Origin of the sequence: Streptomyces sp. HUAS MG91 (assembly GCF_040529335.1) — a bacterium.
GTDB classification, from domain to species: Bacteria; Actinomycetota; Actinomycetes; order Streptomycetales; family Streptomycetaceae; genus Streptomyces; species Streptomyces tabacisoli.
In genome coordinates, this window is the sequence record NZ_CP159534.1 from 2,465,464 (window position 1) to 2,490,831 (window position 25,368).

Consider the following 25,368-nt stretch of genomic DNA (forward strand, 5'->3'; position numbering starts at 1 on the left):
CCGCGCCCCTGAGGCATGCGCCGACGCGCAGCCTCCCTAGCCGCGTGCTGACTTGTACGTCGGCTCCAGGTCTCGCACCTCCACCGAGAGGTGGGCGCCCTCCGGGTTCTTGATGTGGGTGGGCAGGAGGGCGAGCACCGACTCGACCAGGGCCGTCTTGGCCTCCTCGGTGCGGCCCGCGAGGAGGGCGATCTCGATGTGGACGAGGTCCGCCGGCTCGGTGCCGTCGCCCACGACCGTCTCGTCGGCCCGGCGGAACCGGGTCTTGCAGGCCGCCGTGCGGGCGGCCACGGTGTCGACGCAGGCCTGGTGCACGGCGCCGGCCAGCCCCGCGCGGTCGATGCGGTCGTCGAGACCGGCGGAGTGGTCGACGGTGATGTTCGGCATGGGGGCTCCGTGGGGTCCGGTGCGGATGTGTCGCCCTCACCCTGTCACGCCGCCGGAGAGACCCCGGGACTGAGGCGGAGCGCGAGCAGGGCGATGTCGTCGGCGCGGTCCCGGCCGAAGCAGGACATCAGGGTGTCGCAGAGGGCGTCGGGTCCGGCCGGGGCGACGGCCGCGGCGCCGCGCAACTGCTCCATGGAGACGGCCAGATCGGTGCCGCGGGTCTCGATGAGGCCGTCGGTGACCATGAGCAGCCGGTCGCCGGGCGCGAGGACAAGTTCGGCGGGCTCGGGGTGCGCGAGGCCGAGGCCGAGCAGCGGGCCCGCGGCCTCGGCGTAGCGGGGCGTGCCGCGCTCGGGGAGGATCAGCGGCGGGATGTGTCCCGCGTTCGCCACCTGGACGCGGCCCGTCGCGGGGTCGACGAGGACCAGGCACAGGGTCGCCGTGGTGTCCGGGTGGTAGTGCTGGAGCATCCGGTCGATGCGCTCCACCAGCCGGCCGGGCCGCGGGTCCTCGATGCTGTAGGCGCGCAGCGCGTGCCGGATCTCGACCATCACGGTGGCGGCGTCGAGGGAGTGCCCGACCACGTCGCCGATCCCGGCGAGGACGCCGGCGGGGGTGGGCAGCGCGGCGTAGAAGTCGCCGCCGATCTCGGCCTGTTGGGAGGCGGGTTCGTAGCGGAAGGCGACCTCGACTCCGGGCATGCGGGGCAACTGGGCGGGCAGGAAGCTGCGTTGCAGGGTCAGGGCCACGTGACGCTCCTGCTCGTACCGGAGGAGGGGTTCGGCGGCGAGCACGGCGGCCCGCGCCAGCTGGGTGACGAGCGGGCCGATCCGCCGGCCCGCGTCGGCGCGGACGGGGGTGACCAGGCACACCGAGAGGCCGTCGCGGCTGCGGGCGAGGACCAGCCGGACGTCGCCGGGGCCGACGTACCCGGCGGGCCACAGCGCGCCGGGCAGGACGACGGAACGGATCCCGCCCCGGGCGCACAGCACCCGCCGGACCAGGGCGGCGGCCCGCTCCTCGTCACGGGCGCCGGGCGGCCCGGTGCGCGTGGCCTGCCGGGACAGGCCGACCTGCACGTCGCTATCGCCGCCGAGGACGAACACGGCGGCCGGGTGCCCGGTGAGCCGGTCGGCCGCGTCCGCCGCGGCGGCGGCCAGCTCGGCGAGGCAGCGGGCGCCCTGCACCTCGACGACGGCTTCGGAGAGCAGGGCGAGGCGGGTGAACTGGTCCTGCGCGTCGGTGAGTTCGCGGGCGCCGCGCAGCGCCGCCCGGACCACGGCGCGGATCTCCTCCGGCTCCGCGGGCACCGTCAGATACGCCTCGCCGCCCGCGTCGAGCCCCTGGCAGCGGTCGAGGGAGGCCGAGGGCCGGGCGGAGAAGTGGACGACGGGGATGCCGGCCAGGGAGGGCAGGGCCTTGACCCTGCGGCACAGTTCGAAGCCGCTGAGGTCGGGCAGTCCCACGTCGACGAGCGCCACGTCGGGCAGGCAGCCGGCCCGCAGCCGCACGTCGAGTTCGAGCAGGGCCTCTCCGGCGGAGGCCACGGGCACGACGACATGCCCGGCGCGCCGGAGCACGGCGCTCAGCGCGAAGCGGTTCGCGGCGGTGTCGTCGACCACCAGGACCGTACTGCGCTCCCCGGCTCGGGGATCCAGGGCGGTGGCGCTCACATGCAACAGCCCCTCGCGGCGGACCGGTGCGGGCTCCGTCGGCCCGCACCTCCAAAATACCGCCGTCCGCAAGGGGCGTGTCGGCCGTTCGCGGGCCTTCACCGTTCCGGGTGGTGATGCCCCCGCCCCGACCTCGCCGCACCGCCAACATCCTTCGTGCGCACGGTAGTTGTACGACGGGGCGTTCGGTGGGCCATACGCCGGGTGACCGGCGCCCAGGTCGTCGTGCAGGCGCTGCCCCGGCAGGGCTGGACGCCGCCGCTCATGGGAGAAACGCTCGGAGCGCATGCCTCAGGGCTGCCGCCCGAGGAGGTGGAGCGGGCGGGACCTCGTCGAACACTCTCCGTACACACGGGAGGGTGGCCGGGCGGTGGCCGCGGCGCCGCTGGAGCGGGGCCGCACGGCCGTGGTCCGCGCGAGCGACATGATGGCGCTCCGGGCGGTCGGGGCGGTGCGCGAGCGGGGGCTGGACGCGCCCGGGGACGTCTCCGTGGCCGGTTTCGGCGACTCTCCGCTCAGCGTGTTCACCGACCCACCGCCGACCACGATCCGCAAGCCGGTGCAGGCCATGGGCCGGGCCGCCGTCGACACGCTGCCCGAAGAGGTGGCCGGGACGCTTGCTCCCCGGAGTGCATTCGTGTTCATGCCGGAGCTGGTGTTCCGGGGGTCGACGGCCTCGTCCCCTGGGGTCCGGCCTCGTCCGTAGGGCGTAGCGGGTGCGGTCGTGACCCGACCGAGGGATGATCTGGCGGGGGCCGGAAATCTGGCAGACTCGGTGACTATGGGTGAAACGACCGTGACAACACTGGACGGCCGACCAGGACCCGCCGCCTCGCCCGCCGCGGAGAGAACCCGCGCGACGCGAGGCGCCCAGGGCTTCCTGCGCCGCCTGCGTGTGCCGCGGAGACCCCGGCTCTGGTTCGAGATCCTGCTGATCGCGGTGAGCTACTGGACGTACTCCCTGATCCGCAACGCGGTCCCGGAGCAGAAGGCGAAGGCGCTGCGCAACGCGGACTGGATCTGGTCCGTGGAGCAGCATCTCGGCATCGCCGTGGAGCAGAGCGTCAACCACGGGCTGAACGCGGTGACTTGGCTCATCGTCGGAATGAACTACTACTACGCGACCCTCCACTTCGTGATCACGCTCGGGGTGCTGGTGTGGCTGTTCCGCCGCCATCCGGGCCGCTATGCGGCGACCCGGCTCGTGCTGTTCGCGACGACGGCGGTCGCCCTGGTCGGCTACTACTTCTTCCCGCTGGCCCCGCCGCGCCTGATGACCGGCGGCCACTTCGTCGACACGGTCGCGGTGCACCACACCTGGGGCTCGATGGCCTCCGGGAACCTGAAGAACATGTCGAACCAGTACGCGGCCATGCCCTCGATGCACATCGGCTGGTCGCTCTGGTGCGGCCTGACGATCTTCGCGCTCGCCTCGGCGCCCTGGGCGAGGATCCTCGGCCTGCTCTACCCCGCGGCGACCCTGACGGTCATCGTGGCGACGGCGAACCACTTCTGGCTGGACGCGGTGGGCGGCATGCTCTGCCTGGCGTTCGGCTTCCTGGTGGCGCGGCTCTGGTACGGGGCGCTGCCGTACGCGCTGCCGCGCCTCGTGGAGACGCGGCATCCAGGTTTGCCGATCAAGGCCTAGGGCGATTTCTCCGCAGATCCTGTAGAAGATCCTGTAGAAGGCGCGTTCTGTTCACCGGGTGCGGTGCGTGATCCTGCCGCCCACGGTGGTCAGCAGCACGGGCGCCTCGGCCAGTTCGTCGGCCGGTGCGGTCACCGGGTCCAGGCCGAGCACGGTGAGGTCGGCGCGGAGTCCGACGGCGATCCGGCCCGTCGTGTCCGCCTCCCCGGCCGCGGCCGCCGCGTGCGCCGTCACTCCTTCGAGTGCTTCGAGCCCGGTGAGGCCCTGTCCCGGCCCGGCGGCGCCCTCGGGCACCCGGGCCATGGCGAGGACCCGCCGTACGTCGTAGGGGGCGATCGGCCAGTCCGAGCCCAGGGCGAGGGTGGCGCCCGCGGCGCGCAGGTCGCGGGTGCGCCAGGCGCGGGCCGCCCGCTCGTCGCCGAGCCGCTTGGACCACTCGTCGCTGTGGTCACCCTTCGTGTACGCGGTGTGCGGCGGCTGCATGGACGCGGTGACGCCGAGCGCGGCGAACCGCGGCAGGGTGTCGTCGGGCACGGACTCGATGTGCTCGATCCGGTGGGCGCCGCGGCCGCTCGCGCCGAGTGCCTCGACGGTGTCCAGGACGTGCCGCACGGCGGCGTCGCCGATGGCGTGGGTGGCGGTGCGCACCCCGGCGGCGTGCAGGTGCCGTACGGCGGCGCTGTACGCGGCCGGGTCCGGCCAGAACGCCTCGGTCCCCTGCCCGTGGCAGTCGGGGTGCTCCAGCCAGGCGGTGCCGCCCTCGACGGTGCCGTCCATGAAGAACTTGACGCCGCCGACCCGCCAGTTCCGGCCGCGCTCACGCTGGAGCGCGACCAGTTCGTCGAGGCCGGCCGCGTCGACGCCCGGCATGCACCAGGGCGCGAGGGTCAGGCGCAGCGGGAGCTCGGTCTCCTCCTCGACCGCGGCGAGCAGGTCGAGGCCGGAGCCGTCCATGACGTGGGCGCCGGTGAGGCCGGTGGCGGCCATGGCGGTGAGCAGGTCGACGAGGCCCGTGCGGCGTTCCTCGTACGAGGGTGTGGGCACGACCGCGTCGACCAGGTCCATGGCCGCGTGCTCGATCAGGTGCCCGGTGAGGCGGCCGTCGGGGCCGCGGACGATCTCGGAGCGCTGGGCGAAGGAGCGCGGGCCGGTGATGCCGGCGGCGGTGAGGGCGGCGCCGCTGACGAGGGCGGAGTGGCCGTCGTACAGGCGCAGGAAGGTCGGGGCGCCGTCGAGGACGTCCTCGACGAGGTCGCGGTGGAGGGGGCGGCCGCCGAACGCGTTGTGGTCGAGGCCCCAGCCGACGACCCAGCCGTCGATCCGCTCCGCGCGGCGCAGGGCGTCCCGCAGCGCGTCGAGGTCCTGTACGCCGGTGAGGTCGGCGCCGGTCGCCATGCGCAGGCCCCAGACCGGGTGGCTGTGGGAGTCGACGAGGCCCGGGGTGACGGTCGCTCCCGCGAGGTCCAGGCGTTCCGTGCGGGGGCCCGCGCAGTCCTGGACCAGGGTGGCGGTGTCGCCGATGGCGGTGATGCGGCCGTCGGTGACCGCGAGGGCGGTGGCCTCCGGCTCCTGGCCGGTCATGGTGCGGAGGTGGGCGTTGGTGAGGAGGAGGTCGGCCTGGGGTGCCATGTGGCTCTCCGTTTCGTGGTGGCTGGTCGCGCAGTTCCCCGCGCCCCTTGCGGGGCGGAGCCCCGGGGCGTCGGCTATGACTGGCCGAACTGTTCGTAGACCTCGGGTCGGGTGCGCTTCAGGCGGTGGGCCAGGGGGAAGCCCAGGACGAAGACGGCGGGGGCCACCGCGACCATCACCGCGTTCGCCAGCGGGGACGCCCCGGTGAAGAGGTCGATGTGGCTGATCACCAGGGCTATCGCGGCGCCGAGCAGGAGCGTCGCCGCCACGGGGGCCACGACCGTGCGCAGGACGCCCTCCTGGTGGGTGATGCGGCGGAAGAAGAACGGGACGGCGATCGCCGCGAGGAGTTGCAGGGCCATCAGGCCCAGCATGCCCGGGGTGTTCACCCACAGCAGCAGTTGCGCGTACGGGTCGAGACCGGCCGCCCAGAAGACGAGGACGACGACGGCGCCGAGGGCGCTCTGCGCGAGACCCGCCATGTACGGGGAGCCGTGCCGGGGGTGGATCCGGCCGAAGGAGCGCGGCAGGACGCCCTCGTCGGCGAGGGCGAGACCGTACCGGTTGATCGCGTTGTGGAAGGCGAGGAGGGAGGCGATGACGCTGGTGACGATGAGGACGTGCATCACGTCGGCCGCCCAGCCGCCGACGAAGGTGGTGATCGCGGTGAAGAAGAGGTCGGCGGGGTTGCTGCCCGCCTCCTTCACCACGCGCGCGTCGCCGAAGGACTGGATGGCGATCCAGACCGTGAACGCGTAGAAGAGGCCGAGGAAGGCGACCGCGATGTACGTGGCGCGGGGCACCGTGCGGTCCGGGTCGCGGGCCTCGCGGCGGTAGATGACGGTCGACTCGAAACCGGTGAACGCCGCGAAGGCGAAGGCCAGTACGGCCGCGGTGCCGGGCACGAGGACGTTGCCGGGGGCGAAGGAGGCCAGGGAGAGGCCGTGTGCGCCGCCCTTGAGGAGGACTCCGGCCGCGAGGAGTACGAGGATGCCGGTCTCGGCGACGAGCAGGACGCCGAGCAGCTTGGCGCCGAAGTCGATGGAGCGGAAGCCGCCGTACCAGATGACGGCCAGGCCGATCAGGGAGACCGGGAGCCAGGGGATGTCGGCGCCGAAGAGGGCGTGGACCGTGTCCTGGGTGGCGGAGCCGAGCAGTCCGTAGACGCCGATCTCCATGCCGTTGTAGCCGATCATGGCGAGCAGCGCGGCGCCGATGCCGGCCGGGCGGCCGAGGCCCTGGGTGATGTACGCGTAGAAGGCGCCGCCGCCGGTGACGTGGCGGCTCATCGCGGTGAAGCCGATGGCGAAGACGGCGAGGGTGAGGCCGGCCAGGAGGTAGCCGGCCGGGGCGCCGATGCCGCCGAGGGCGATGGCGAGCGGGGCGACGCCTGCCATGACGGTGAGCGGGGCGGCGGCGGAGACGACGAAGAACGCGATGTCGGCGGTGCCGAGGGAACCCGTGCGCAGGCCGGGCTCGGCGGGGGCGGGCGGGGCCGCCGTGACGGTCTTCGGGGAGGTTGCGGGCATGCGGAAGGAGGCCCTTCTGGTGGCGGGCAGCAGAGGACGGGGAAAGGGCGGGAGCGGGTAAACCTAAAGCCTTTCGGTTTCCGCAATGTAACCTCCCGTTGGGGATACGGGAAGACCCGTCTTCACGGACGGGACGGGGAACTGACGGAGGAGCACATCGGATGGGGCGGCCGAGCAAGCCACTTCTCGACCGGGAGCGCATCGGCGCGACGGCCCTGGCCCTCGTCGACGAGCAGGGCGATTTCAGCGTGCCGCAGATCGCGCGGCGGCTCGGGGTGCAGACCGGTTCGGTGTACCACCACGTGGACGGCCGGGACGGGATCGTGGAGCTGCTGCGGGACCGGGTGGCGGGCGGCATCGACGCGACGTCGCTCCGCTCGGGGCTGCCGTGGGACGAGGCGCTGACGCAGTGGGCCCGCGCCTATCGCGCCGCGTTCGCCGCGCATCCGAGGGCGATTCCGCTGCTGACCACGAATCCGGTGCGGGCGCCCCGGGTGCTGGCGCAGTACGAGCTGGCGGTGGGGCTGTTGCTCGATGCCGGGTTCGCGCTGGGCGATGTCATGACGGTGATCATCGGGCTGGACAACGTCGTGCTCGGGTCGGCGCTGGACATGGCGGCGCCGGAGGAGATGTGGGAGGTGCCTGAGGGGGCGGTGATGCCGTTGCTGGAGCGGGCGCTCTCCGCGATGTCCGGCAGCCGCTCCGATGCCGCGTTCGAGCTGGCGCTCGGGGCGTTCGTGGGTGGCGTGCGGGAGTTGCTCGGGGCTTGATGGGCCGGTGGTCGGGTGCGCCTCTCGTCGTGGCCGGTCGCGCAGTTCCCCGCGCCCCTGATAGGCCGTCGTTCGACTGACGGCCGGTGGCCGCTTCTCGCGCAGTTCCCCGCGCCCCTGAGATGCGCACTTCGTGCGCCATCTCATGAAGAGAGGCGAGCCTCGTGCAGCCTCCCGTCGGGAGAGGCGGCGCGAAGCGCCTGCCTCAGGGGCGCGGGGAACTGCGCGAGAAGCGGCCACCGGGCCGCGCGTGACGAACTGCCCAGGGGCGCGGGGAACTGCGCGGCCAGCCACGACGGGAGCCGCGCGTGGGGGCGGGCTATTGGTAGAAGCGGTCCTCCACCACAGCCCGTGCCCGGCGCGTTGTGCGGCGGTAGTCGTCCAGCATGTCGCCGACGTGGCCGGGGTCGTAGCCCAAGTAGCGGCCCACGGCGCCGAGTTCGCGTCCGTCGGAGGGGAACGTGTCTCCGGCCCGCCCGCGTACGAGCATCACCGCGTTGCGCACCCGGGTCGCAAGGACCCAGGCCTCGTCGAGGATGGCGGCGTCCTCGGCCGGAATCAGCCCGGCGGCGCAGGCCGCGGCCAGCGCCTCCCGGGTGCGGGTCGTGCGCAGGCCGGGCTCGGCCCAGCCGTGCTGGAGCTGGAGGAGCTGCACCGTCCACTCCACGTCGGACAGACCGCCGCGGCCCAGCTTCGTGTGGAGCGTGGGATCGGCGCCGCGCGGCAGGCGCTCGGACTCCATCCGGGCCTTGAGCCGGCGGATCTCGCGCACGGCGTCGTCGCCGAGCCCCTCGGCGGGATAGCGCAGCGGGTCGATCAGCTCGATGAAGGCCCCGCCCAGATCCTCGTCACCGGCGACGTACTGCGCGCGCAGCAGTGCCTGCGACTCCCAGACCAGTGACCACCGGCGGTAGTACGCCTCGTAGGACTTCAGCGTGCGCACGAGCGGCCCGGACTTGCCCTCGGGGCGCAGGTCGGCGTCGATGAGCAGCGGCGGGTCGGCGCTCGGCAGGGCGAGCAGGCGGCGCATCTCGGCGACGACCTTGTTGGCGGCCTCGGCCGCCTCCTGGTCGGGGACGCCCTCGCGCGGCTCGTGCACGAACAGGACGTCGGCGTCGGAGCCGTAGCCGAGTTCGTGGCCGCCGAAGCGGCCCATGGCGATGACGGCGAACCGGGTCGGCAGGGTGTCGCCCCAGCCGTCGCGGACGACGGCGCGGAGTGTGCCGGCGAGTGTGGCCGCCGTCAGGTCCGAGACGGCGCCGCCGACCTGGTCGACCAGGGCGCCCTGGTCGGCGACGGCGGGCGTGTCCTCGGTGCCGTACGAGGCGATGATGTCGGCGGCGCAGGTGCGGAACAGCTCGCGGCGGCGCACTCCGCGGGCGGCGACCACGGCCTGCTCCCCGCCGTCGGCCCGGCCCACCGCGGCGAGCACTTCCTGCTCCAACTGGGCGTGCGGGCGCGGCTGGAGGCCCTGCGCGTCGCCGAGCAGCGCGACGGCCTCGGGGGCGCGCATCAGCAGGTCGGGGGCGAGCCGGCCGGCCGACAGGACGCGGGCCAGGTTCTCCGCGGCGGCGCCCTCGTCGCGCAGCAGCCGCAGGTACCAGGGGGTCTTGCCGAGCGCGTCCGAGACCTTCCGGAAGTTGAGCAGTCCGGCGTCCGGGTCCGCCGAGTCCGCGAACCAGCCGAGCAGCACCGGCAGCAGGGTCCGCTGGATGGCCGCCTTGCGGGAGACGCCCGAGGAGAGGGCCTCCAGGTGGCGCAGGGCCGCGCCGGGGTCCGCGTAGCCGAGGGCGACGAGCCGCTCGCGGGCGGCCTCCGTGCTCAACCGGATCTCGCCCGGAGCGAGTTGGGCGACCGCGTCGAGCAGCGGACGGTAGAACAGCTTCTCGTGGAGGCGCCGGACGACCGAGGTGTGCCGCTTCCAGGCGCGGTTGAGGTCGGTGATGGGTTCGGTGCGCATGCCCATCGAGCGGCCGATGCGGCGCAGGTCGGCCTCGTCCTCGGGGATCAGGTGGGTGCGGCGCAACTTGTAGAGCTGGATGCGGTGTTCGAGCGTACGCAGGAAGCGGTAGGCGTCGTCGAGCTGGACGGCGTCGACCCGGCCCACGTAACCGCCGTCGGCGAGCGCGGCCAGCGCGACGAGTGTCGTGCCGCTGCGCAGCGAGGCGTCGGACCTGCCGTGCACCAACTGAAGCAGCTGGACGGCGAATTCGACGTCGCGCAGGCCGCCGGGGCCGAGCTTCAGCTCGCGCTCGACCTCGCCCACCGGGATGTTGTCGACGACGCGCTTGCGCATCTTCTGCACGTCGGGCACGAAGTTCTCGCGCTCGGCGACCTGCCAGACCATCGGGGACACGGCGTCGACGTACGCCTGTCCCAGTTCGGGGTCGCCGGCGACCGGGCGGGCCTTGAGCAGCGCCTGGAACTCCCAGGTCTTGGCCCAGCGCTGGTAGTAGGCGAGGTGGGAGGAGAGGGTGCGCACCAGTGGGCCGTTGCGGCCCTCGGGGCGCAGGTTCGCGTCGACCGGCCAGATCGTGCCCTCGACCGTCGTCTCGGAGCAGATCCGCATCATGTGGGAGGCGAGCCGGGTGGCGGCCTGGACCGCCTTGCCCTCGTCGGCGCCCTCGACCGCCTCGCCGACGAAGATGACGTCGACGTCGGACACGTAGTTCAGTTCGTGGCCGCCGCACTTGCCCATCGCGATCACGGCGAGCCGGCACAGCGCGGCGTCGGCGGGCGCGGCGGCCCGCGCCATGGCGAGCGCCGCGCGCAGGGTCGCCGTCGCCAGGTCGGCCAGCTCGGCGGCGGTCTCGACGATGTCGGTGGTGCCGCACACGTCACGGGCGGCCAGGGACAGCAGGCACCGCCGGTAGGAGACGCGCAGCGAGACCGGGTCGGTGGCGTCGGCGAGGCCCCGCTCGAACTCCTCCACGCCGGGGTGCAGGTCGCTCGGCTCGTAGGTGACCAGGGCCCGCCAGTCGCCGCTGTGCCGGGCGAGGTGGTCGGCCAGCGCCTCGGAGGCGCCGAGCACCCCGAGCAGCCGGTCGCGCAGCGGCTTCGCGGTGATCAGCGTGTCGAGGAGTTCACGGCGGGCGGTGGGGTCGGGCTGCGCCTCGACGAGCCGGACCAGGCCGAGCAGGGCCAGATCGGGGTCGGCGGTGGCGCCGAGCGCGTCCAGGAGCAGCGGGTCGGAGCGGACCGCGGACAGCGCCTCGGCGTCCAGCAGCCGCTCGGCGCCGGACGGATCGGTGAACCCGTGCCGCAGCAGCCGCGTGAACGTGCTGCTCCTTCGTCCCTGCGGCACCGACATCGCCCGGCCTCCTGTTCGATCACTCGCTGGTGCTGAGCCTACTGCTCAACGTGCGGGACCGATGAGTCGTGGGCGGGTGCGCGGTCCTACCTCCCGAGGGACGATCCCTCACAGGCCCGTACGTGTCTCAGGAAGGACAGGCCATGGAATGGACCCTGGAGGTCGTCGTGCTCCCCGTCTCGGACGTGGACCGCGCCAAGGAGTTCTACGCGGACCGGGTGGGCTTCAAGGTGGACCTCGACCGTGAGGTGGCCCCCGGCATTCGTGTCGTGCAGTTGACCCCGCCGGGTTCGCGCTGCTCCGTCTCGCTGACGCAGGGGCTGCCCGGCGCGCCGGGGCAGCGGGGTATGGCGCCCGGTTCGCTGAGCGGGCTCCAGTTGTGCGTCACCGACATCGCGGCCGCGCACGCCGAGCTGGTGGCGCGCGGTGTGGACGTGTCGCCGGTGCGGCACGCGGGGCCGGGCGGCTGGGAGGACGGGCCGGGTGAGGAGTGGAATTCGTTCCTGTTCTTCTCCGACCCGGACGGGAACGGGTGGACGGTGCAGGAGGCGCCCGCGCCGCTCGCCGAGCGCTGAGCCGAGGCTCCGCGCGGCCCCGAGGATTCACCGACGCTTCACCCGGCCGGACCGGAACACGTGACACCGAGGCGATTTGGCGTGTGCATGCTCTGCTCGCACCGCCAGCATCCGCTCCCTCCCCCACACCGGAGGTCCCACGTGCCCGGCAGTAATCTCCCCGTCCGCACCCGCGGCAAGGCGTTCCTCTCGGCGCTCGCGCTGACGGCCGCCGCCGCGGGCAGCTGGCTCGCGCTCGGCGGCGGCTCGCCCGCCCACGCCGCGGCGACCGTGCCCACCCCCGACCACACGATCGTCGTGGTCTTCGAGAACCACGCGTACAGCCAGGTCATCGGCTCCTCCAGCGCCCCGTACATCAACAGCCTGAAGTCCGGCGGCGCCAACCTGACGGCCTCGTACGCCGAGACGCACCCCAGCCAGCCCAACTACTTCGCGATGTTCTCCGGCTCCACCCAGGGCATCACGGATGACAGCTGCTACACGCCCGGCTTCTCCTCCGCCCCGAACCTCGCCTCGGAGCTGATCGCCGCGGGCAAGACGTGGGGCAGTTACAACGAGACGCTGCCGAGCCAGGGTTCGACGACCTGTTCCTCCGGCGACTACGCCCGCAAGCACAACCCGTGGTTCGGCTTCAGCAACGTACCGACGTCGTCGGCGAAGACCTTCGCCCAGTTCCCGACGGACTACTCGACGCTCCCCCAGGTCAGTTACGTCGTCCCGAACCTGTGCAGCGACATGCACGACTGCTCGGTGTCCACCGGTGACACCTGGCTGAAGAACAAGCTGGGCGCCTACGCGACCTGGGCCAAGACCCACAACAGCCTCCTCGTCGTCACCTTCGACGAGGACAACCGGCTCAGCGGCAACAAGATCCCGACCGTGTTCTACGGACAGCAGGTCACCCCGGGTGCCACGTCCTCGACGACGTACAACCACTACGACCTGCTGCGCACCCTGGAGGACATGCACGGCCTGACCTCGCACGCGGGCAACGCGGCGTCGGCCAAGGACATCACCGGCATCTGGACGTCCTGACATGTACGTAGCGGACTCTCGCGCGAGCAATTCGGCGCCGGTGTCCGCGGAGCCCGCCGTCCGGCCCCCGGCCGGGCGGCGGCGCGCCGTGGGTTCCACCGTGTTCGCGCTCGGCACGGTCAGTCTCATCACGGACGTGTCGTCGGAGATGGTCACGGCGGTGCTGCCGCTGTACCTCGTCGCGGGGCTCGGCCTGAGCCCGCTCGGCTTCGGCCTCCTCGACGGCGTCTACAACGGGTTCTCGGCGCTGGTCCGGCTGGTAGGCGGGCGGTTCGCGGACAGCGGCGGCGGCCGGCACAAGACGGTGGCGGTCATCGGGTACGGGCTTTCCGCCCTCTGCAAGCCGCTGCTGCTGCTCGCCGGGACGCTGCCCCTGATCGGCGCCGTCCTCGCCGCCGACCGCACCGGCAAGGGGCTGCGCACCGCGCCCCGCGACGCGCTGATCTCCCTGTCGAGCACGCCGGAGACGCGGGGCCGGGCGTTCGGGGTGCACCGGGCGATGGACACCGCGGGGGCGCTGCTCGGGCCGCTGGTGGCCTTCGTGATCCTGCGCCGGACGGTGGACGGGTACGACGCCGTGTTCACGGTGAGCTTCTGCGTCGCGCTGCTCGGCGTCGTGGTCCTGCTCCTGTTCGTGCCCAGGACACGGGGCCCCGCCCCGGACCCCGCTCCTCGATCGCCGGAGGGGCTCCATTGGAGGATGCTGGTCCGCCCCACCGCGTGCGCGACCCTCCTGGGCCTGGCCACGGTCAGCGATGCCTTCGTCTATCTGGTTCTCCAGCGCCAACTGGGCGTGCCGGAGCGCTGGTTCGCCCTGCTGCCGCTCGGCACGGCCGCCGCGTTCCTGCTGCTGGCCGCCCCGCTGGGCAGGCTCTCGGACCGGGTCGGTGCCTGGCCGGTCTTCGTCGGCGGGCACGTCGCCCTGCTCGGCGTGTACGCGCTGCTGCTCACCCACGCGCACAGCCCCGCGCTGCCCTGCGTCGTCCTGCTGCTGCACGGCACCTTCTACGCGGCGACGGACGGCGTCCTGATGGCCGCCGCGTCCGCGGGCATCCCGCGGGACCGCCGCGGCTCCGGCCTCGCGGTCGTGCAGACCGGGCAGGCCGCCGCCCGTTTCGGCTGCTCCCTCGGGTTCGGCGCGGCCTGGACGGCGTGGGGCGACCGGACGGCGCTGTCCGCCGCGGCGGTCCTGCTCGTCGTCTGCGTGGCGGCGGTCTGTGCCCTGCGCCCGACCACGCGACCTGCCTCGACGAAAGCGAACGCATGACGACCCGCACCAAGCTCACCGTCCTGATCGCGGCCGTGCTCGCCCTCGCCGCGGTGGCCACCGCCGCAGTCCTGCACGCCTCGGCCCGCGCCGACCGCCGCGACCGGGCCCGCCCCGGCGGACCGGCCGTGACCACAGGGGAGGTCCAACTCCGGGCCGGCGGTCACCGGTTGGTGTTCCGGAACATGGCCTGGGGCCCGCACCGCGACGAGCTGGCGACCACCCCGGCCGGCGCGCCGTCGGGCCCGCGCAGAGCGACCGCCACCGGCCTCAAGTGCCTGCGCTTCTACGCCGCTTCGGGCACCGGGATCTGCCTCCAGTCCGTCCACGGCACGCTCTCCGACACCTACCGCGCCACGCTCCTGGACGCGAACCTACGCGAGAAGGCCCACTACCCCGTCCCCGGCATCCCCTCCCGCGCCCGGGTCTCGCCGAGCGGACGGTACGCGGCATGGACGGCGTTCGTCGGCGGCGACAGCTACGCGGGCACGGACTTCTCCACCCGCGCCGCGATCCTCGACACCTCGACCGGCAAGCTGACGCCGACACTGGAGACGTACCGCATCGTCAAGGACGGGCACCCCTACCGGGCCGCCGACGCCAACTTCTGGGGCGTCACCTTCGCCGCCGACGACCGCCACTTCTACGCGACGCTCGCCACGCACGGCAGGACCTACCTGGTCCGCGGCGACCTCCGCACGCGGACGGTCACCACCCTGCACGGCAACGTCGAGTGCCCGTCCCTCTCCCCCGACGGCACCCGGATCGCGTACAAGAAGCGGGTGCCGGGCCTGTCCGCCGACGCGCCCTGGCGGCTGTACGTCCTCGACCTGGCCACCTTCCACGAGACACCGCTGGCCGAGTCCCGCAGCGTCGACGACCAGGCGGTGTGGAGCGACGACGGGCACGTCACGTACGCGCTGCCCGGCGACTACGGAGCCGACCTCTACAGCGTCCCGGCGGACGGCTCGGGCGCGCCGAGCAGGCTCCTGACGGCGGGCGTCTCCCCCGCCTACCTTTGACCGATGGAGATGACCCTCGAAGTGATCCCGCTGCCCGTGTCGGACATCGACCGGGCGAAGTCCTTCTACGTCGACAAGGTCGGCTTCCACTGCGACGTGGACCGGGAGGTGATGCCGGGCTCCCGGATCGTGCAGCTCACCCCGCCCGGCTCGGGCTGTTCGGTGGTGCTGGCGGCCGGCATCCCGATCCCGACCGGCACCCCCGTCCCCGGTACCTACCACGGCCTGCAACTGGTCGTGGCCGACATCGAGGCGGCGCGGGACGAGCTGACCGGCCGGGGCGTGGAGGTGTCGGAGCCGGTGCGGTTCGGGACGGACGACGGCGGTACGTTCATGTACTTCTCCGACCCGGACGGCAACGGCTGGTCGGTGCAGGAGTACCGGCGGCGCGCCGAGGTGCCGCTGCGGGACGCCATCACGCCCGCGCCCTGACGGTCAGCCGGCCGCCTGCTTGATGAGCGCGGCGATCCGGGCCTCGGCGTCGGGGGTGAGTTCCGTGACCGCGAACGCGGTCGGCCACATCGGCCCGTCGTCGAGCGCCGCCGCGCCGTCGAACCCGAGGGTCGCGTAGCGCGCCTTGAACTTCGCCGCGGGCTGGAAGAAGCAGATCAGCTTGCCGCCCTTGCCGGGCTGGGCGTAGGCGGGCATGCCGTACCAGGTCTTGGCGATCAGCTGCGGCGCGTTCGCCTTGACCAGGGCGTGGATGCCCTCGGCGAGGACGCGGTCGGTGCCCTCCATCTCGGCGATCTTCGCGAGGCAGTCGGCCTCGGGGTCGGCCTTGCCCCGGCCGCCCTTGGCCTCCTTGGCCCGCTCCTTCATGGCGGCCCGCTCCTCGGCCGAGAAGGCGCCCTGCTGTCCGGTGCTGGTGTTAGCGCTCATGATCTCTGCCCCTCCAGGGTCGTGTGGTGTCGCAGAATCGCGGCGCGCTGGGCGCGGCGCGCGGTGACGTACGCGTACGGGGACCTGCCGTAGGCCGCGGTGAACTCCCGGCTGAGCTGCCGTCCGGGCAGACCGGCCGCGCGGGCCAGCGCCTCGACGTCCAGGGGCCGGGCGCACTCCCGGTCGATCCGGTCGCGGACCCGGCGCAGCCGGGCCAGGTCACGCAGGTGCTGCGCGGCGATCAGGGCCTGCCGCCAGGCGGGCGGGCACACGGCGCCTCAGCCCTTGCCGGCGGAGCCGTCGGTCTCCTGGATCCGGACCATGTTCCCGGCCGGGTCGCGGAAGGCGCAGTCCCGGACGCCGTAGGGCTGCCGGGTCGGCTCCTGCACCACCTCGGCGTCGGCGGCCTGCACCTTCTCGAAGACACCGTCGAGATCCGGGGTGGCCAGCATGATCCAGCCGTACGTCCCCTTGGCCATCATCTCGGTGATGGTGCGGCGCTCGTCGTCGGTGACACCGGGGTCGGCGGCGGGCGGCGCCAGCAGAATGCAGGTCTCGGGCTGATTCGGCGGCCCGACGGTGATCCACCGCATCGCCCCCTGCCCGACATCGCTGCGCACCTCGAACCCGAGCACGTCCCGGTAGAAGACGAGGGAGGCGTCGGGGTCGTCGTGCGGGAGGGAGGTCGTATGAATGGTGAGGTCCATGAACCTCAAGTTAGCCGCGGCGGGGGGCTGTCGCTTCTCGAATCCTGATCGGATCCGGGAGCCGAAAAACGGAGGCCGACGGTCCGTTGATCAACGGACCGTCGGCCTCTTCAGGGCTCGCCGCGGCTGGTCCCGCAGTTTCCCCCGCTACAGCACCGGCAGGTTTTTCCGCAGCTCGAACGCCGTGACCTCGCTGCGGTACTCCTCCCACTCCTGCTTCTTGTTGCGGAGGAAGAAGTCGTAGACGTGCTCGCCGAGCGTCTCCGCGACCAGTTCCGAGCGCTCCATCAGGGCGATCGCCTCGCCGAGGTTCTGCGGGAGGGGTTCGATGCCCATCGCGCGGCGCTCGGCGTCGGAGAGGGCCCAGACGTCGTCGTCGGCGCCCGGCGGGAGCTCGTAGCCCTCCTCGATGCCCTTGAGGCCGGCGGCCAGGAGGACGGCGTAGGTGAGGTACGGGTTGGCGCCGGAGTCGATCGAGCGGACCTCGACGCGGGCCGAGCCGGTCTTGCCGGGCTTGTACATCGGGACCCGGATGAGGGCCGAGCGGTTGTTGTGGCCCCAGCAGATGTAGGACGGGGCCTCGCCGCCGGCGCCCGCGGTGCGCTCGGAGCCGCCCCAGATGCGCTTGTAGGAGTTGACCCACTGGTTCGTCACCGCGGAGATCTCCGCCGCGTGCTTCAGCAGGCCCGCGATGAAGGAACGGCCGACCTTGGAGAGCTGGTACTCGGCGCCGGACTCGTAGAACGCGTTGCGGTCGCCCTCGAAGAGGGAGAGGTGGGTGTGCATGCCCGAGCCCGGGTACTCCGAGAACGGCTTCGGCATGAAGGTCGCGTTGACCCCCTGCTCCAGCGCCACCTGCTTCATGACCAGGCGGAACGTCATGATGTTGTCCGCCGTGGAGAGCGCGTCGGCGTAGCGCAGGTCGATCTCCTGCTGGCCCGGGGCGCCCTCGTGGTGGCTGAACTCGACCGAGATGCCCATGGATTCGAGCATGGTGATCGCCTGGCGGCGGAAGTCCATGCCGACGTTCTGCGGGGTGTGGTCGAAGTAGCCGGAGTTGTCGGCCGGGGTGGGGCGCGAGCCGTCGAGCGGCTTGTCCTTCAGGAGGAAGAACTCGATCTCGGGGTGGGTGTAGAAGGTGAAGCCGAGGTCGGAGGTCTTGGCGAGGGCCCGCTTCAGGACGTAGCGCGGGTCGGCGAAGGACGGGGAGCCGTCGGGCATCAGGATGTCGCAGAACATGCGGGCGGTGCCGGGGGCCTCGGCGCGCCACGGCAGGACCTGGAAGGTGCCCGGGTCCGGCTTGGCGATCATGTCGGACTCGTAGACACGCGCGAAGCCCTCGATCGCCGAGCCGTCGAAGCCGATGCCCTCGTCGAAGGCCTGCTCCAGCTCGGCCGGGGCCACGGCCACCGACTTCAGGAAGCCGAGAACGTCCGTGAACCACAGGCGTACGAACCGGATGTCGCGCTCCTCCAACGTACGGAGCACGAATTCCTGCTGCTTGTCCATCTTCCGCTTCCACCCATCCTTGCTGGTCAGGCCGCCTGCTCCCACGCCCGCGGGCGCCATCGGGGGGACCTCGAAAAGAAACCGTAAAAGGGCCTGGTCACATCCCACCACACGCCCGTTTCGAGCGCGTTGCCGACCATGATCGTCATTGACCGGCCGGTGTCGCACTCATAGTGCCTGCTGGACCCCCCTCGGCCATAGTGCCTGCCGTTCGCCCCGAGCTCGACAGCGGGCCCGTACCGCGTGCTCCCACGGCACCTCGTTCCCCACTACGATCAGCGGGCCAGCCCCGTCTCATCCTTTTCTCAGAAGGAATTGCCATGGGATCCGCCAAGAACACCTCCACTCCCTCCGCCACGGACCGCAGGGAGCGCATAGAGGAGATGCGCCGTGCCGAGCGCGCCCGCGCCCGGCGCGGCCGGATCGCCGTCGTCTCGGTGAGCACGGTCGTCGTGGCAGCCCTGATAGGAGTAGGCGCGTGGGCGGTGACCAGGGGCGGCGACGACAAGGACACGTCCTCCGACGCCAAGCCCGCGGGGCACTTCACGTACGACAAGGACGGCGTGGGCACCTGGAGCGCCAAGCTCACCCGTAACCATGTCGGGGGCAAGCCCACCTATCCGATGAACCCGCCGGTGGGCGGGGACCACAACCAGGTGTGGATGAACTGCAACGGCGACGTATACGAAAAGCCCCTGGCGAACGAGCACGCGGTGCACTCCCTGGAGCACGGCGCCGTCTGGGTGACGTACAACGACAAGGCGCCGCAGAAGGACGTCGAGGCGCTGGCCGCGAAGGTCAAGCAGACGCCGTACACGCTGATGAGCCCGATCGCCGACCAGAAGGACCCGATCATGCTGAGCGCCTGGGGCCACCAGCGCACGGTGAAGTCGGCGGGCGACCCGGCGGCCGCGAAGTTCTTCGCCGCGTTCGTGCAGGGCAAGCAGACGCCCGAGATGGGCGCGCCCTGTACCGGCGGGCTGGGGCAGTGAGGCGCCGTACCGGATGGCTGGTGTCGGCCGTGGCGGCGCTGGCCGTCACGGCGGGCGCCGTCACCTACGCGGTGGCCGACGGCGACGGCGGGCCGAAGGACCTGAAGGTGCCCGCGGCGGAGTCGGCGGACGCCGGGTTCGCCCGCGACATGTCGGTGCACCACCAGCAGGCGGTCGAGATGGCGTACATCGTGCGCGACGCGACCCGCGACGAGGACGTGCGCCGGCTCGCCTACGACATCGCGCAGACGCAGGCCAACCAGCGGGGCATGATGCTCGGCTGGCTCGAACTGTGGGAGCTGCCGAAGGTGTCGGAGAAGCCGCCGATGGCCTGGATGGGCATGGGCGACATGCCGGCCGGTGAGGACGGCGCGCTGATGCCGGGCATGGCGACCGACACCCAGCTCGGCCAACTCCGCGAGGCGCGGGGGAAGTCCGCCGAGGTGATGTTCCTGCGGCTGATGATCGCCCACCACAAGGGCGGTGTGCACATGGCCGAGGGCTGCGTCGAGCGGTGCGAGGTGGGGGCCGAACGGCGCCTGGCGCGCGGGATGGTGGCGGCCCAGCAGTCCGAGATCGATCTGATGACGGACATGCTGAAGGAGCGGGGCGCCAAGCCCTGAGAGACCAAATCGGTTCATCTTGGGCTCGGTTGAACCGACTTGACGTCTTCTTGATCTATCCATTCCCCCCGCGTGAACGGTTCGTGACGAGAGTGGGACCCCTCTGCGTGTGCATTACACGTGCACCTCACCCAGGGGGTTTCCGCTATGAGATCCAACAGCGGCATACGCCGCAGCCGCACCGGCCTCGCCGTCGCAGCGACACTGCCACTGGTCGCCGGCGCTCTCGCGATCGCCACTCCGGCCGACGCCGCGACCGCCCGCGACCACCTCACCGGCACCAGGCCGACGTGGGCGACGAACGCCGCGGACCGGGGCGCCACCGCGAACGGCAACAAGGTCACCGCCCGCGTGTACCTGGCCGGCCGGGACGCCAAGGGGCTGGCCGCGTACGCGAGGGCCGTGTCCGACCCGTCCTCGGCGTCGTACGGCAAGTACCTGACCGCCGCGCAGGCGCAGGCCCGCTTCGGCGCGACCAAGGCGCAGGTGGCCGAGGTCACGCAGTGGCTGAAGGACTCCGGTCTGACGGTCACCGGCACCACCGCGCACTACATCTCCGTCTCGGGCGACGTGGCCGCCACCGAGCGCGCCTTCGGCACCCAGCTGCACAACTACGCCAAGGGCAAGCACACCTACCGCGCCCCCTCCGGCACCGCCTCCGTGCCGGCCTCGCTGGACGGCGCCGTGCTCACCGTGACGGGCCTGGACAGCGCCCCGCACAAGGCGACCAAGCAGGACGAACTCCCGCCGCCGGACGCGGTGTTCCGCAACGCGGGCCCGTTCTCCTCGTACTACGGCTCGAAGACGGCCTCGGCGCTGCCCAAGGCGTACGGCCAGAAGATCCCGTACGCGGTCAAGGGCTACACCGGCAAGCAGCTGCGGGCCGCCTATGGCGCGGGCAAGGCCACCGGCAAGGGGGTCCGCGTCGCCATCACCGACGCGTACGCCTCGCCGTACATCGAGAAGGACGCGAAGCAGTACGCGGCCAAGAACGGTGACGCGCCGTACGCCAAGGGCCAGTTGAAGCAGGTCCTGCCGAAGAACTACACGAAGACCGAGGAGTGCGGCGCCTCCGGCTGGTACGGCGAGGAGACCCTCGACGTCGAGGCCGTGCACGCCCTCGCCCCGCAGGCCGACATCACCTACGTCGGTGCCGCGTCCTGCTACGACGACGACCTCCTCGACTCGCTCCAGAAGGTCGTCGACAAGCACCTGGCCGACATCGTCTCCAACTCGTGGGGCGACATCGAGGCCAACCAGACGCCCGAACTGGCCACCGCCTACGACCAGGTGTTCCAGCTCGGCGCGATCCAGGGCATCGGCTTCTACTTCTCCTCCGGCGACAACGGCGACGAGGTCGCCAACACCGGCACGAAGCAGGTCGACACGCCCGCCAACTCGGCGTGGGTGACCGCGGTCGGCGGTACCTCGCTGGCGGTCGGCAAGCACGAGAAGTACCAGTTCGAGACCGGCTGGGGCACGCTCAAGGCGAACCTGTCGGACGACGGCAAGAGCTGGACCGGCTTCCCCGGCGCCTACACCTCCGGCGCGGGCGGCGGCACCAGCAAGACCGTCGCGCAGCCCTTCTACCAGAAGGGTGTCGTGCCGAAGTCGCTGTCGTCGGCCAACGGCGGCAACAACCGTGTCGTGCCGGACATCTCGGCCGTCGCCGACCCCAACACCGGTTTCCTGGTGGGCCAGACGCAGACGCTGCCCGACGGCTCGCTCGGCTACGACGAGTACCGCATCGGCGGTACGTCGCTGGCGGCTCCGGTGATCGCGGGCGTGCAGGCGCTGGCGCAGCAGACGCGCGGCGGGCGGGCCATCGGGTTCGCCAACCCGGCGATCTACGACCACTACGGTTCGAAGATCTACCACGATGTGACGGACAAGCCGACCGGCAAGGACCTCGCGGTGGCCCGCGTGGACTTCGCCAACGGTTTCGACGCCGCCGACGGGCTGCTCACCTCGGTGCGCAGCCTGGGCAAGGACGCTTCGCTGAAGGCCGTCCGCGGCTACGACGACGTCACCGGGGTCGGTTCGCCGGCGCCGGGGTACGTGTCGTCGTTCCGTCGCCACTGATGGTCCTGTAGCGGGTGTGACTGCGGGCCGGTGGATGGCCGGTCGCGCAGTTCCCCGCGCCCCCGGAGATGCGCACTTCGTGCGCGATCTCCCTCGCTCGGGGCGCGGGGAACGGCGCGAGAAGCCCCACCGGCCCGCAGCCGCTCATACCCGGCAGGGGTAAGGTGCGGGCTGTGCCGTCGCAGTCGAGCCCGCCGCCGAACGGCCGCCCGGAGCTCCGCCCCGGCGGCCGTTTCCTGCTGCTCGTGGCCCTGCTCCTCGGGATCGTCGGAATGCACACGCTGGGGCATCCGACAGGGCACGCGGCGGGGCACGCCATGGCCCCGGAGCACACCGTGCGGGCTCCCGCCGCCGTGCACGGCGCGACACCCTCCACCCACGAACACGAGATGCCGGGCGACGGCGGCATGGACCCGCTGAGTGTGTGCCTGGCGGTGCTCGGTTCGTTCACGCTGCTGCTGTTGCTCGCGGCGGCCCCCCTCCGGCCGGCGTCCGCGATCGCGCTCGGGCCCGCCCTGCGCGGCCTGAGCCACGCGCACCGCCCGCATCCTCCCCCGCCCCGCACGACGTTGTCGCTCCTTTCGGTGCTGCGCATATAGGTCCGCGCACGCGCCGCCCCGGCATGCCCCGGCGCGGTGCTGACGCGTTCGGACCAGCACGCAGTACGACACCGACATCGAGGTGCGACTCAGTCATGCGCGACATTCCGCGATTCCCCCAGACTTCTCCAATCGGCCGCCGTACCCTCCTCGGCGCGTCGATCGCCACGGCCGGTACGGGAGTTCTGGCCGCCTGTTCCGGATCCGGCCCGGACGCCGGGCACGGCTCCCACGGTGCCCTGCCCCGGGGCTACGTCGATCCGGCCGGCCCCGAGGTCGCCGCGGCCGAGCGGCGGCGCGGCCCGGGCGGCCGACTCCGCGAGGTCTCCCTCACCGCCGCCGCGACCCGGCTCGACCTGGGCGGGCGCACCGTCAGGTCCTGGTCGTACGGGGGTGAACTGCCGGGCGGCGAAGTGCGGGTGACCGCGGGCGACACGCTCGCCCTCACCCTCGCCAACCAGCTCCCGGAGCCCACGTCCCTGCACTGGCACGGCCTGGCCCTGCGCAACGACATGGACGGCGTCCCCGGCGTCACCCAGCGGCCGATCGCGCCGGGCGCCGACTTCACGTACCGCTTCAAGGTCGCGCACCCGGGCACGTACTGGTTCCATCCGCACTCGGGCACCCAGCAGGACCGCGGCCTGTACGCCCCGCTCGTCGTCGACGACCCCAAGGAGCCGCTCTCGTACGACAAGGAGTGGGTGGTCGTCCTCGACGACTGGGTCGACGGGGTGGACGGCTCGACGCCGGACGCGGTCCTGAAGGAGCTGCGCGCGGGCATGGGTGCGGGCCACGGCTCGGGAGGCCACTCCGGTCACGGCATGCCGGGGATGAGCGGCATGTCGATGACGACCGGGACGAAAGATCCGGCGCCGTCGGGGCCGTCCCGGATGATGATGGGCGCGACCAGCGATCTGCTCGGCGGTGACGCGGGCGACGTCGCCTACCCGTACTACCTCGTCAACGGCCGCACCCCGAAGGCTCCTTCGTCCTTCCGGGCCCGGCCGGGCGACCGCATCAGGATCCGGTTCGTCAACGCGGGCGGCGACACGGCCTTCCGGGTCGCGCTCGGCGGCCACGCGATGACGGTGACGCACACGGACGGCTACCCGGTCCGGCACGCGACGACGGACGCGCTGCTCCTCGGCATGGGCGAGCGCTACGACGTGCTGGTCACGGCGGGCGACGGCGTCTTCCCGCTGACGGCGCTCGCGGAGGGCAAGAAGGCGTCGGCGCTGGCGGTGCTGCGCACGGGCGCGGGCGCGGCACCCGTCGCCTCGGTCCGCCCGAAGGAGCTGGACGGCCGCCTGCTGACGGCCGACAGGCTGCGGGCGGCGGACGAGGTGGCGCTGCCCGCCCGCGAGCCGGACCGCACGGTCGAGCTCCAGCTGACGGGCGGGATGGCCGCGTACGACTGGGCGTTCGACAAGAAGCCGTACACGGCGGACCAGCGGCACCCGGTGCGGGCGGGCGAGCGGGTCCGGCTGGTCTTCGCCAACTCCACCGCGATGTGGCACCCGATCCATCTGCACGGCCATACGTTCTCGCTGGCGAACGTGGCGGGCGGCCCCCGCAAGGACACCGCGATCGTGCTGCCGAACGGGACGCTGACGGTGGACTTCGACGCCGACAACCCGGGGCTGTGGATGCTCCACTGCCACAACGTCTACCACTCGGAGGCGGGGATGATGACGGTCCTGGGCTACCGGAGCTGATCTCCGCGAGGCCGGGGCGGGGTCCGGGTCAGCCGCGTACGGACTCCGCCTCGGCCGCCGGCGCGGCGCTGCCCGCCACCAGGCGGCCGGCCCGGACGGGCTCCCGGCGCCGGTCGACCGCGAAGGCGATCCCGGCCACGGCGAGGCCCAGGACGGCCAGGGCCGCGCCCGCGAGCGCCGGGGAGGTCGTGCCGAGGCCCGCCGCCAGGGCCAGGCCGCCGATCCAGGCGCCGCCCGCGTTGGCCAGGTTGAAGGCGCCCTGGTTGGCGGAGGAGGCCAGGGAGGGGGCCGACGCGGCCTTCTCCATGACCATCAGCTGGAGCGGCGAGCCGGTCACGAACGCCGTCAGGCCGAGCAGCAGCACGCCCAGCGGCGCGCTCCACTCCGTGCGCATCAGCAGCGGGAAGAAGGCGAGGACCACGCCGAGCGAGGTGAGCCCGCCGAAGAGCGTGGCGCGCAGCGAGTGGTCCGCGAGGCGGCCGCCGAGCAGGTTGCCGATGGTGGCGCCGACGCCGAACAGGGCGAGGAGCAGCGTCACGCTGGACTCCGCGAAACCGGCGGCGTCCGTGAGCATCGGCGTGATGTAGCTGTACGCGGCGAAGAGCGCGCCGAAACCGGCGACCGTCGTGCCGAGCGCGAGCCAGACCGGCAGCGACTTCAGGGCGCGCAGTTCGCCGCGGACGCCGACCGCCGCGCCGTGTCCGTGGTCGGCGGGGACGAGCCCGGCCAGCGCCGCGATGGCGGCCAGGCCGATGGCGCTCACCGCGAGGAACGTGGCGCGCCAGCCGAGCTGCTGTCCCATGGCCGTGGCGACGGGGACGCCGATGACGTTGGCGACGGTCAGGCCGAGGAACATCAGGGAGACCGAGCGGGCCTTGCGTTCGGGGGCGACCAGCGAGGTGGCGACGACCGCGCCGACGCCGAAGAACGCGCCGTGCGGCAGGCCGCTGACGAAGCGGGCGGCCATCAGCCAGTGGTAGTCCGGGGCGGCGGCCGACACCGCGTTGCCCACGACGAACAGCACCATCAGGCCGATCAGGACCCGGCGGCGCGGCATCCGCGCGGTGAGGGCGGCGAGCAGCGGGGCGCCGATGACGACGCCGAGCGCGTACGCGGAGACGAGGTGTCCCGCGGTGGGGATGGAGAGGTGCAGGTCGCCGGCGACGTCGGGCAGCAGCCCCATCATGACGAACTCGGTCGTGCCGATGCCGAAGGCGCCCACGGCGAGCGCGAGCAGGGCGAGGGGCATGAAGGATCTTCCCGGGAGTACTGGAGTGGAGTGGGCTCAGTGAGCGGAACTCATAAGTTTACTGGCGAAACAAAGCCTGCCGCATCCAGTATTCCGGCAGGTTAAAGCCGTGTGTACGCCGAAGTGCGGGGAGACGGACCGGGAAGGACCTGTGTCACATCAAACCCG

22 protein-coding genes and 1 pseudogene are annotated in these 25,368 nt (G+C 72.4%); 13 read left to right on the forward strand and 10 right to left on the reverse strand.

The features are described from left to right. Nucleotides 1-36: 36 nt before the first annotated feature. Together ABII15_RS11410 and ABII15_RS11415 are read right to left on the reverse strand one after the other, a co-directional pair. Nucleotides 37-387 carry a 5-carboxymethyl-2-hydroxymuconate Delta-isomerase gene (locus tag ABII15_RS11410; protein ID WP_353942184.1) on the reverse strand — a complete coding sequence of 117 codons (351 nt, stop codon included), beginning with the start codon at nucleotides 385-387 and terminating at the stop codon, nucleotides 37-39. 44 nt (nucleotides 388-431) lie between these two features. After that, nucleotides 432-2,060 (reverse strand): SpoIIE family protein phosphatase, encoded by a 1,629-nt coding sequence (locus ABII15_RS11415; RefSeq protein WP_353942185.1) that lies wholly within the window; start codon nucleotides 2,058-2,060, stop codon nucleotides 432-434. 325 nt (nucleotides 2,061-2,385) lie between these two features. Between ABII15_RS11415 and ABII15_RS11420 the strand changes: the two are divergent. Together ABII15_RS11420 and ABII15_RS11425 are read left to right on the forward strand one after the other, a co-directional pair. Beyond that, nucleotides 2,386-2,766: pseudogene (locus tag ABII15_RS11420) on the forward strand (substrate-binding domain-containing protein); the annotation flags it as partial. Nucleotides 2,767-2,841: 75 nt separating this feature from the next. Beyond that, on the forward strand, nucleotides 2,842-3,708 hold the full coding sequence (locus tag ABII15_RS11425) for a phosphatase PAP2 family protein (RefSeq protein WP_353942186.1): 867 nt from the start codon (nucleotides 2,842-2,844) through the stop codon (nucleotides 3,706-3,708). A 51-nt stretch (nucleotides 3,709-3,759) separates the two neighbouring features. Here ABII15_RS11425 and ABII15_RS11430 read toward each other — a convergent pair whose 3' ends face one another. Then, a complete protein-coding gene (locus ABII15_RS11430) occupies nucleotides 3,760-5,337 on the reverse strand; it encodes an amidohydrolase (protein WP_353942187.1) in 1,578 nt (525 codons plus the stop codon). A 74-nt stretch (nucleotides 5,338-5,411) separates the two neighbouring features. Further along, the gene (locus ABII15_RS11435) at nucleotides 5,412-6,866 is read right to left on the reverse strand and encodes an APC family permease (protein ID WP_353942188.1); all 1,455 of its coding nucleotides are present in this window, start codon (nucleotides 6,864-6,866) and stop codon (nucleotides 5,412-5,414) included. Between the two features lie 161 nt (nucleotides 6,867-7,027). Between ABII15_RS11435 and ABII15_RS11440 the strand changes: the two genes are divergently transcribed. Then, nucleotides 7,028-7,636, forward strand: a complete 609-nt coding sequence (locus ABII15_RS11440) for a TetR/AcrR family transcriptional regulator C-terminal domain-containing protein (RefSeq protein ID WP_353942189.1) — start codon at nucleotides 7,028-7,030, stop codon at nucleotides 7,634-7,636. Between the two features lie 319 nt (nucleotides 7,637-7,955). Here ABII15_RS11440 and ABII15_RS11445 read toward each other — a convergent pair whose 3' ends face one another. Further along, complete coding sequence (locus tag ABII15_RS11445; protein WP_353942190.1) at nucleotides 7,956-10,946, reverse strand: bifunctional [glutamine synthetase] adenylyltransferase/[glutamine synthetase]-adenylyl-L-tyrosine phosphorylase; 2,991 nt, start codon at nucleotides 10,944-10,946, stop codon at nucleotides 7,956-7,958. 143 nt (nucleotides 10,947-11,089) lie between these two features. On the opposite strand from ABII15_RS11445, the gene ABII15_RS11450 reads away from it, so the two are divergent. The 5 genes from ABII15_RS11450 (at nucleotide 11,090) to ABII15_RS11470 (ending at nucleotide 15,277) form a co-directional block, all read left to right on the forward strand. Then, nucleotides 11,090-11,521, forward strand: coding sequence for a VOC family protein (locus tag ABII15_RS11450; RefSeq protein WP_353942191.1), 432 nt, complete (start codon nucleotides 11,090-11,092; stop codon nucleotides 11,519-11,521). Between the two features lie 141 nt (nucleotides 11,522-11,662). Then, nucleotides 11,663-12,556, forward strand: a complete 894-nt coding sequence (locus ABII15_RS11455; protein ID WP_353942192.1) for an alkaline phosphatase family protein — start codon at nucleotides 11,663-11,665, stop codon at nucleotides 12,554-12,556. Between the two features lies 1 nt (nucleotide 12,557). Further along, on the forward strand, nucleotides 12,558-13,823 hold the full coding sequence (locus ABII15_RS11460) for an MFS transporter (protein WP_353942193.1): 1,266 nt from the start codon (nucleotides 12,558-12,560) through the stop codon (nucleotides 13,821-13,823). Continuing rightward, complete coding sequence (locus tag ABII15_RS11465) at nucleotides 13,820-14,845, forward strand: TolB-like translocation protein (protein WP_353942194.1); 1,026 nt, start codon at nucleotides 13,820-13,822, stop codon at nucleotides 14,843-14,845. Before ABII15_RS11460 ends, ABII15_RS11465 begins: the two co-directional genes overlap by 4 nt. 3 nt (nucleotides 14,846-14,848) lie before the next feature. After that, nucleotides 14,849-15,277 (forward strand): VOC family protein, encoded by a 429-nt coding sequence (locus tag ABII15_RS11470; RefSeq protein WP_353942195.1) that lies wholly within the window; start codon nucleotides 14,849-14,851, stop codon nucleotides 15,275-15,277. Between the two features lie 3 nt (nucleotides 15,278-15,280). Here ABII15_RS11470 and ABII15_RS11475 read toward each other — a convergent pair whose 3' ends face one another. The 4 genes from ABII15_RS11475 to ABII15_RS11490 form a co-directional block, all read right to left on the reverse strand. Beyond that, nucleotides 15,281-15,724 (reverse strand): hypothetical protein, encoded by a 444-nt coding sequence (locus tag ABII15_RS11475; RefSeq protein ID WP_353942196.1) that lies wholly within the window; start codon nucleotides 15,722-15,724, stop codon nucleotides 15,281-15,283. Beyond that, the gene (locus ABII15_RS11480; protein ID WP_353942197.1) at nucleotides 15,721-15,996 is read right to left on the reverse strand and encodes an AraC family transcriptional regulator; all 276 of its coding nucleotides are present in this window, start codon (nucleotides 15,994-15,996) and stop codon (nucleotides 15,721-15,723) included. The genes ABII15_RS11475 and ABII15_RS11480 overlap by 4 nt, the downstream gene beginning before the upstream one ends. A 6-nt stretch (nucleotides 15,997-16,002) precedes the next feature. Then, entirely contained in the window at nucleotides 16,003-16,431 is a 429-nt protein-coding gene (locus tag ABII15_RS11485) for a VOC family protein (RefSeq protein ID WP_353942198.1), read from the reverse strand. Between the two features lie 147 nt (nucleotides 16,432-16,578). Then, on the reverse strand, nucleotides 16,579-17,940 hold the full coding sequence (locus ABII15_RS11490) for a glutamine synthetase family protein (protein ID WP_351457705.1): 1,362 nt from the start codon (nucleotides 17,938-17,940) through the stop codon (nucleotides 16,579-16,581). 320 nt (nucleotides 17,941-18,260) lie between these two features. Between ABII15_RS11490 and ABII15_RS11495 the strand changes: the two genes are divergently transcribed. From ABII15_RS11495 to ABII15_RS11515, 5 genes are all read left to right on the forward strand, one after another. Further along, entirely contained in the window at nucleotides 18,261-18,932 is a 672-nt protein-coding gene (locus ABII15_RS11495; protein WP_353942199.1) for a DUF3105 domain-containing protein, read from the forward strand. Then, a complete protein-coding gene (locus tag ABII15_RS11500) occupies nucleotides 18,929-19,555 on the forward strand; it encodes a DUF305 domain-containing protein (protein WP_353942200.1) in 627 nt (208 codons plus the stop codon). Before ABII15_RS11495 ends, ABII15_RS11500 begins: the two co-directional genes overlap by 4 nt. Before the next feature lie 147 nt (nucleotides 19,556-19,702). Further along, nucleotides 19,703-21,637, forward strand: coding sequence for a S53 family peptidase (locus ABII15_RS11505; RefSeq protein WP_353942201.1), 1,935 nt, complete (start codon nucleotides 19,703-19,705; stop codon nucleotides 21,635-21,637). Between the two features lie 173 nt (nucleotides 21,638-21,810). Further along, nucleotides 21,811-22,236 carry a DUF6153 family protein gene (locus ABII15_RS11510; protein WP_353942202.1) on the forward strand — a complete coding sequence of 142 codons (426 nt, stop codon included), beginning with the start codon at nucleotides 21,811-21,813 and terminating at the stop codon, nucleotides 22,234-22,236. Between the two features lie 95 nt (nucleotides 22,237-22,331). Then, nucleotides 22,332-23,951 carry a multicopper oxidase family protein gene (locus tag ABII15_RS11515; protein WP_353942203.1) on the forward strand — a complete coding sequence of 540 codons (1,620 nt, stop codon included), beginning with the start codon at nucleotides 22,332-22,334 and terminating at the stop codon, nucleotides 23,949-23,951. Nucleotides 23,952-23,979: 28 nt separating this feature from the next. Here ABII15_RS11515 and ABII15_RS11520 read toward each other — a convergent pair whose 3' ends face one another. Further along, the gene (locus ABII15_RS11520) at nucleotides 23,980-25,200 is read right to left on the reverse strand and encodes an MFS transporter (RefSeq protein ID WP_353942204.1); all 1,221 of its coding nucleotides are present in this window, start codon (nucleotides 25,198-25,200) and stop codon (nucleotides 23,980-23,982) included. Between the last annotated feature and the right edge of the window lie 168 nt (nucleotides 25,201-25,368).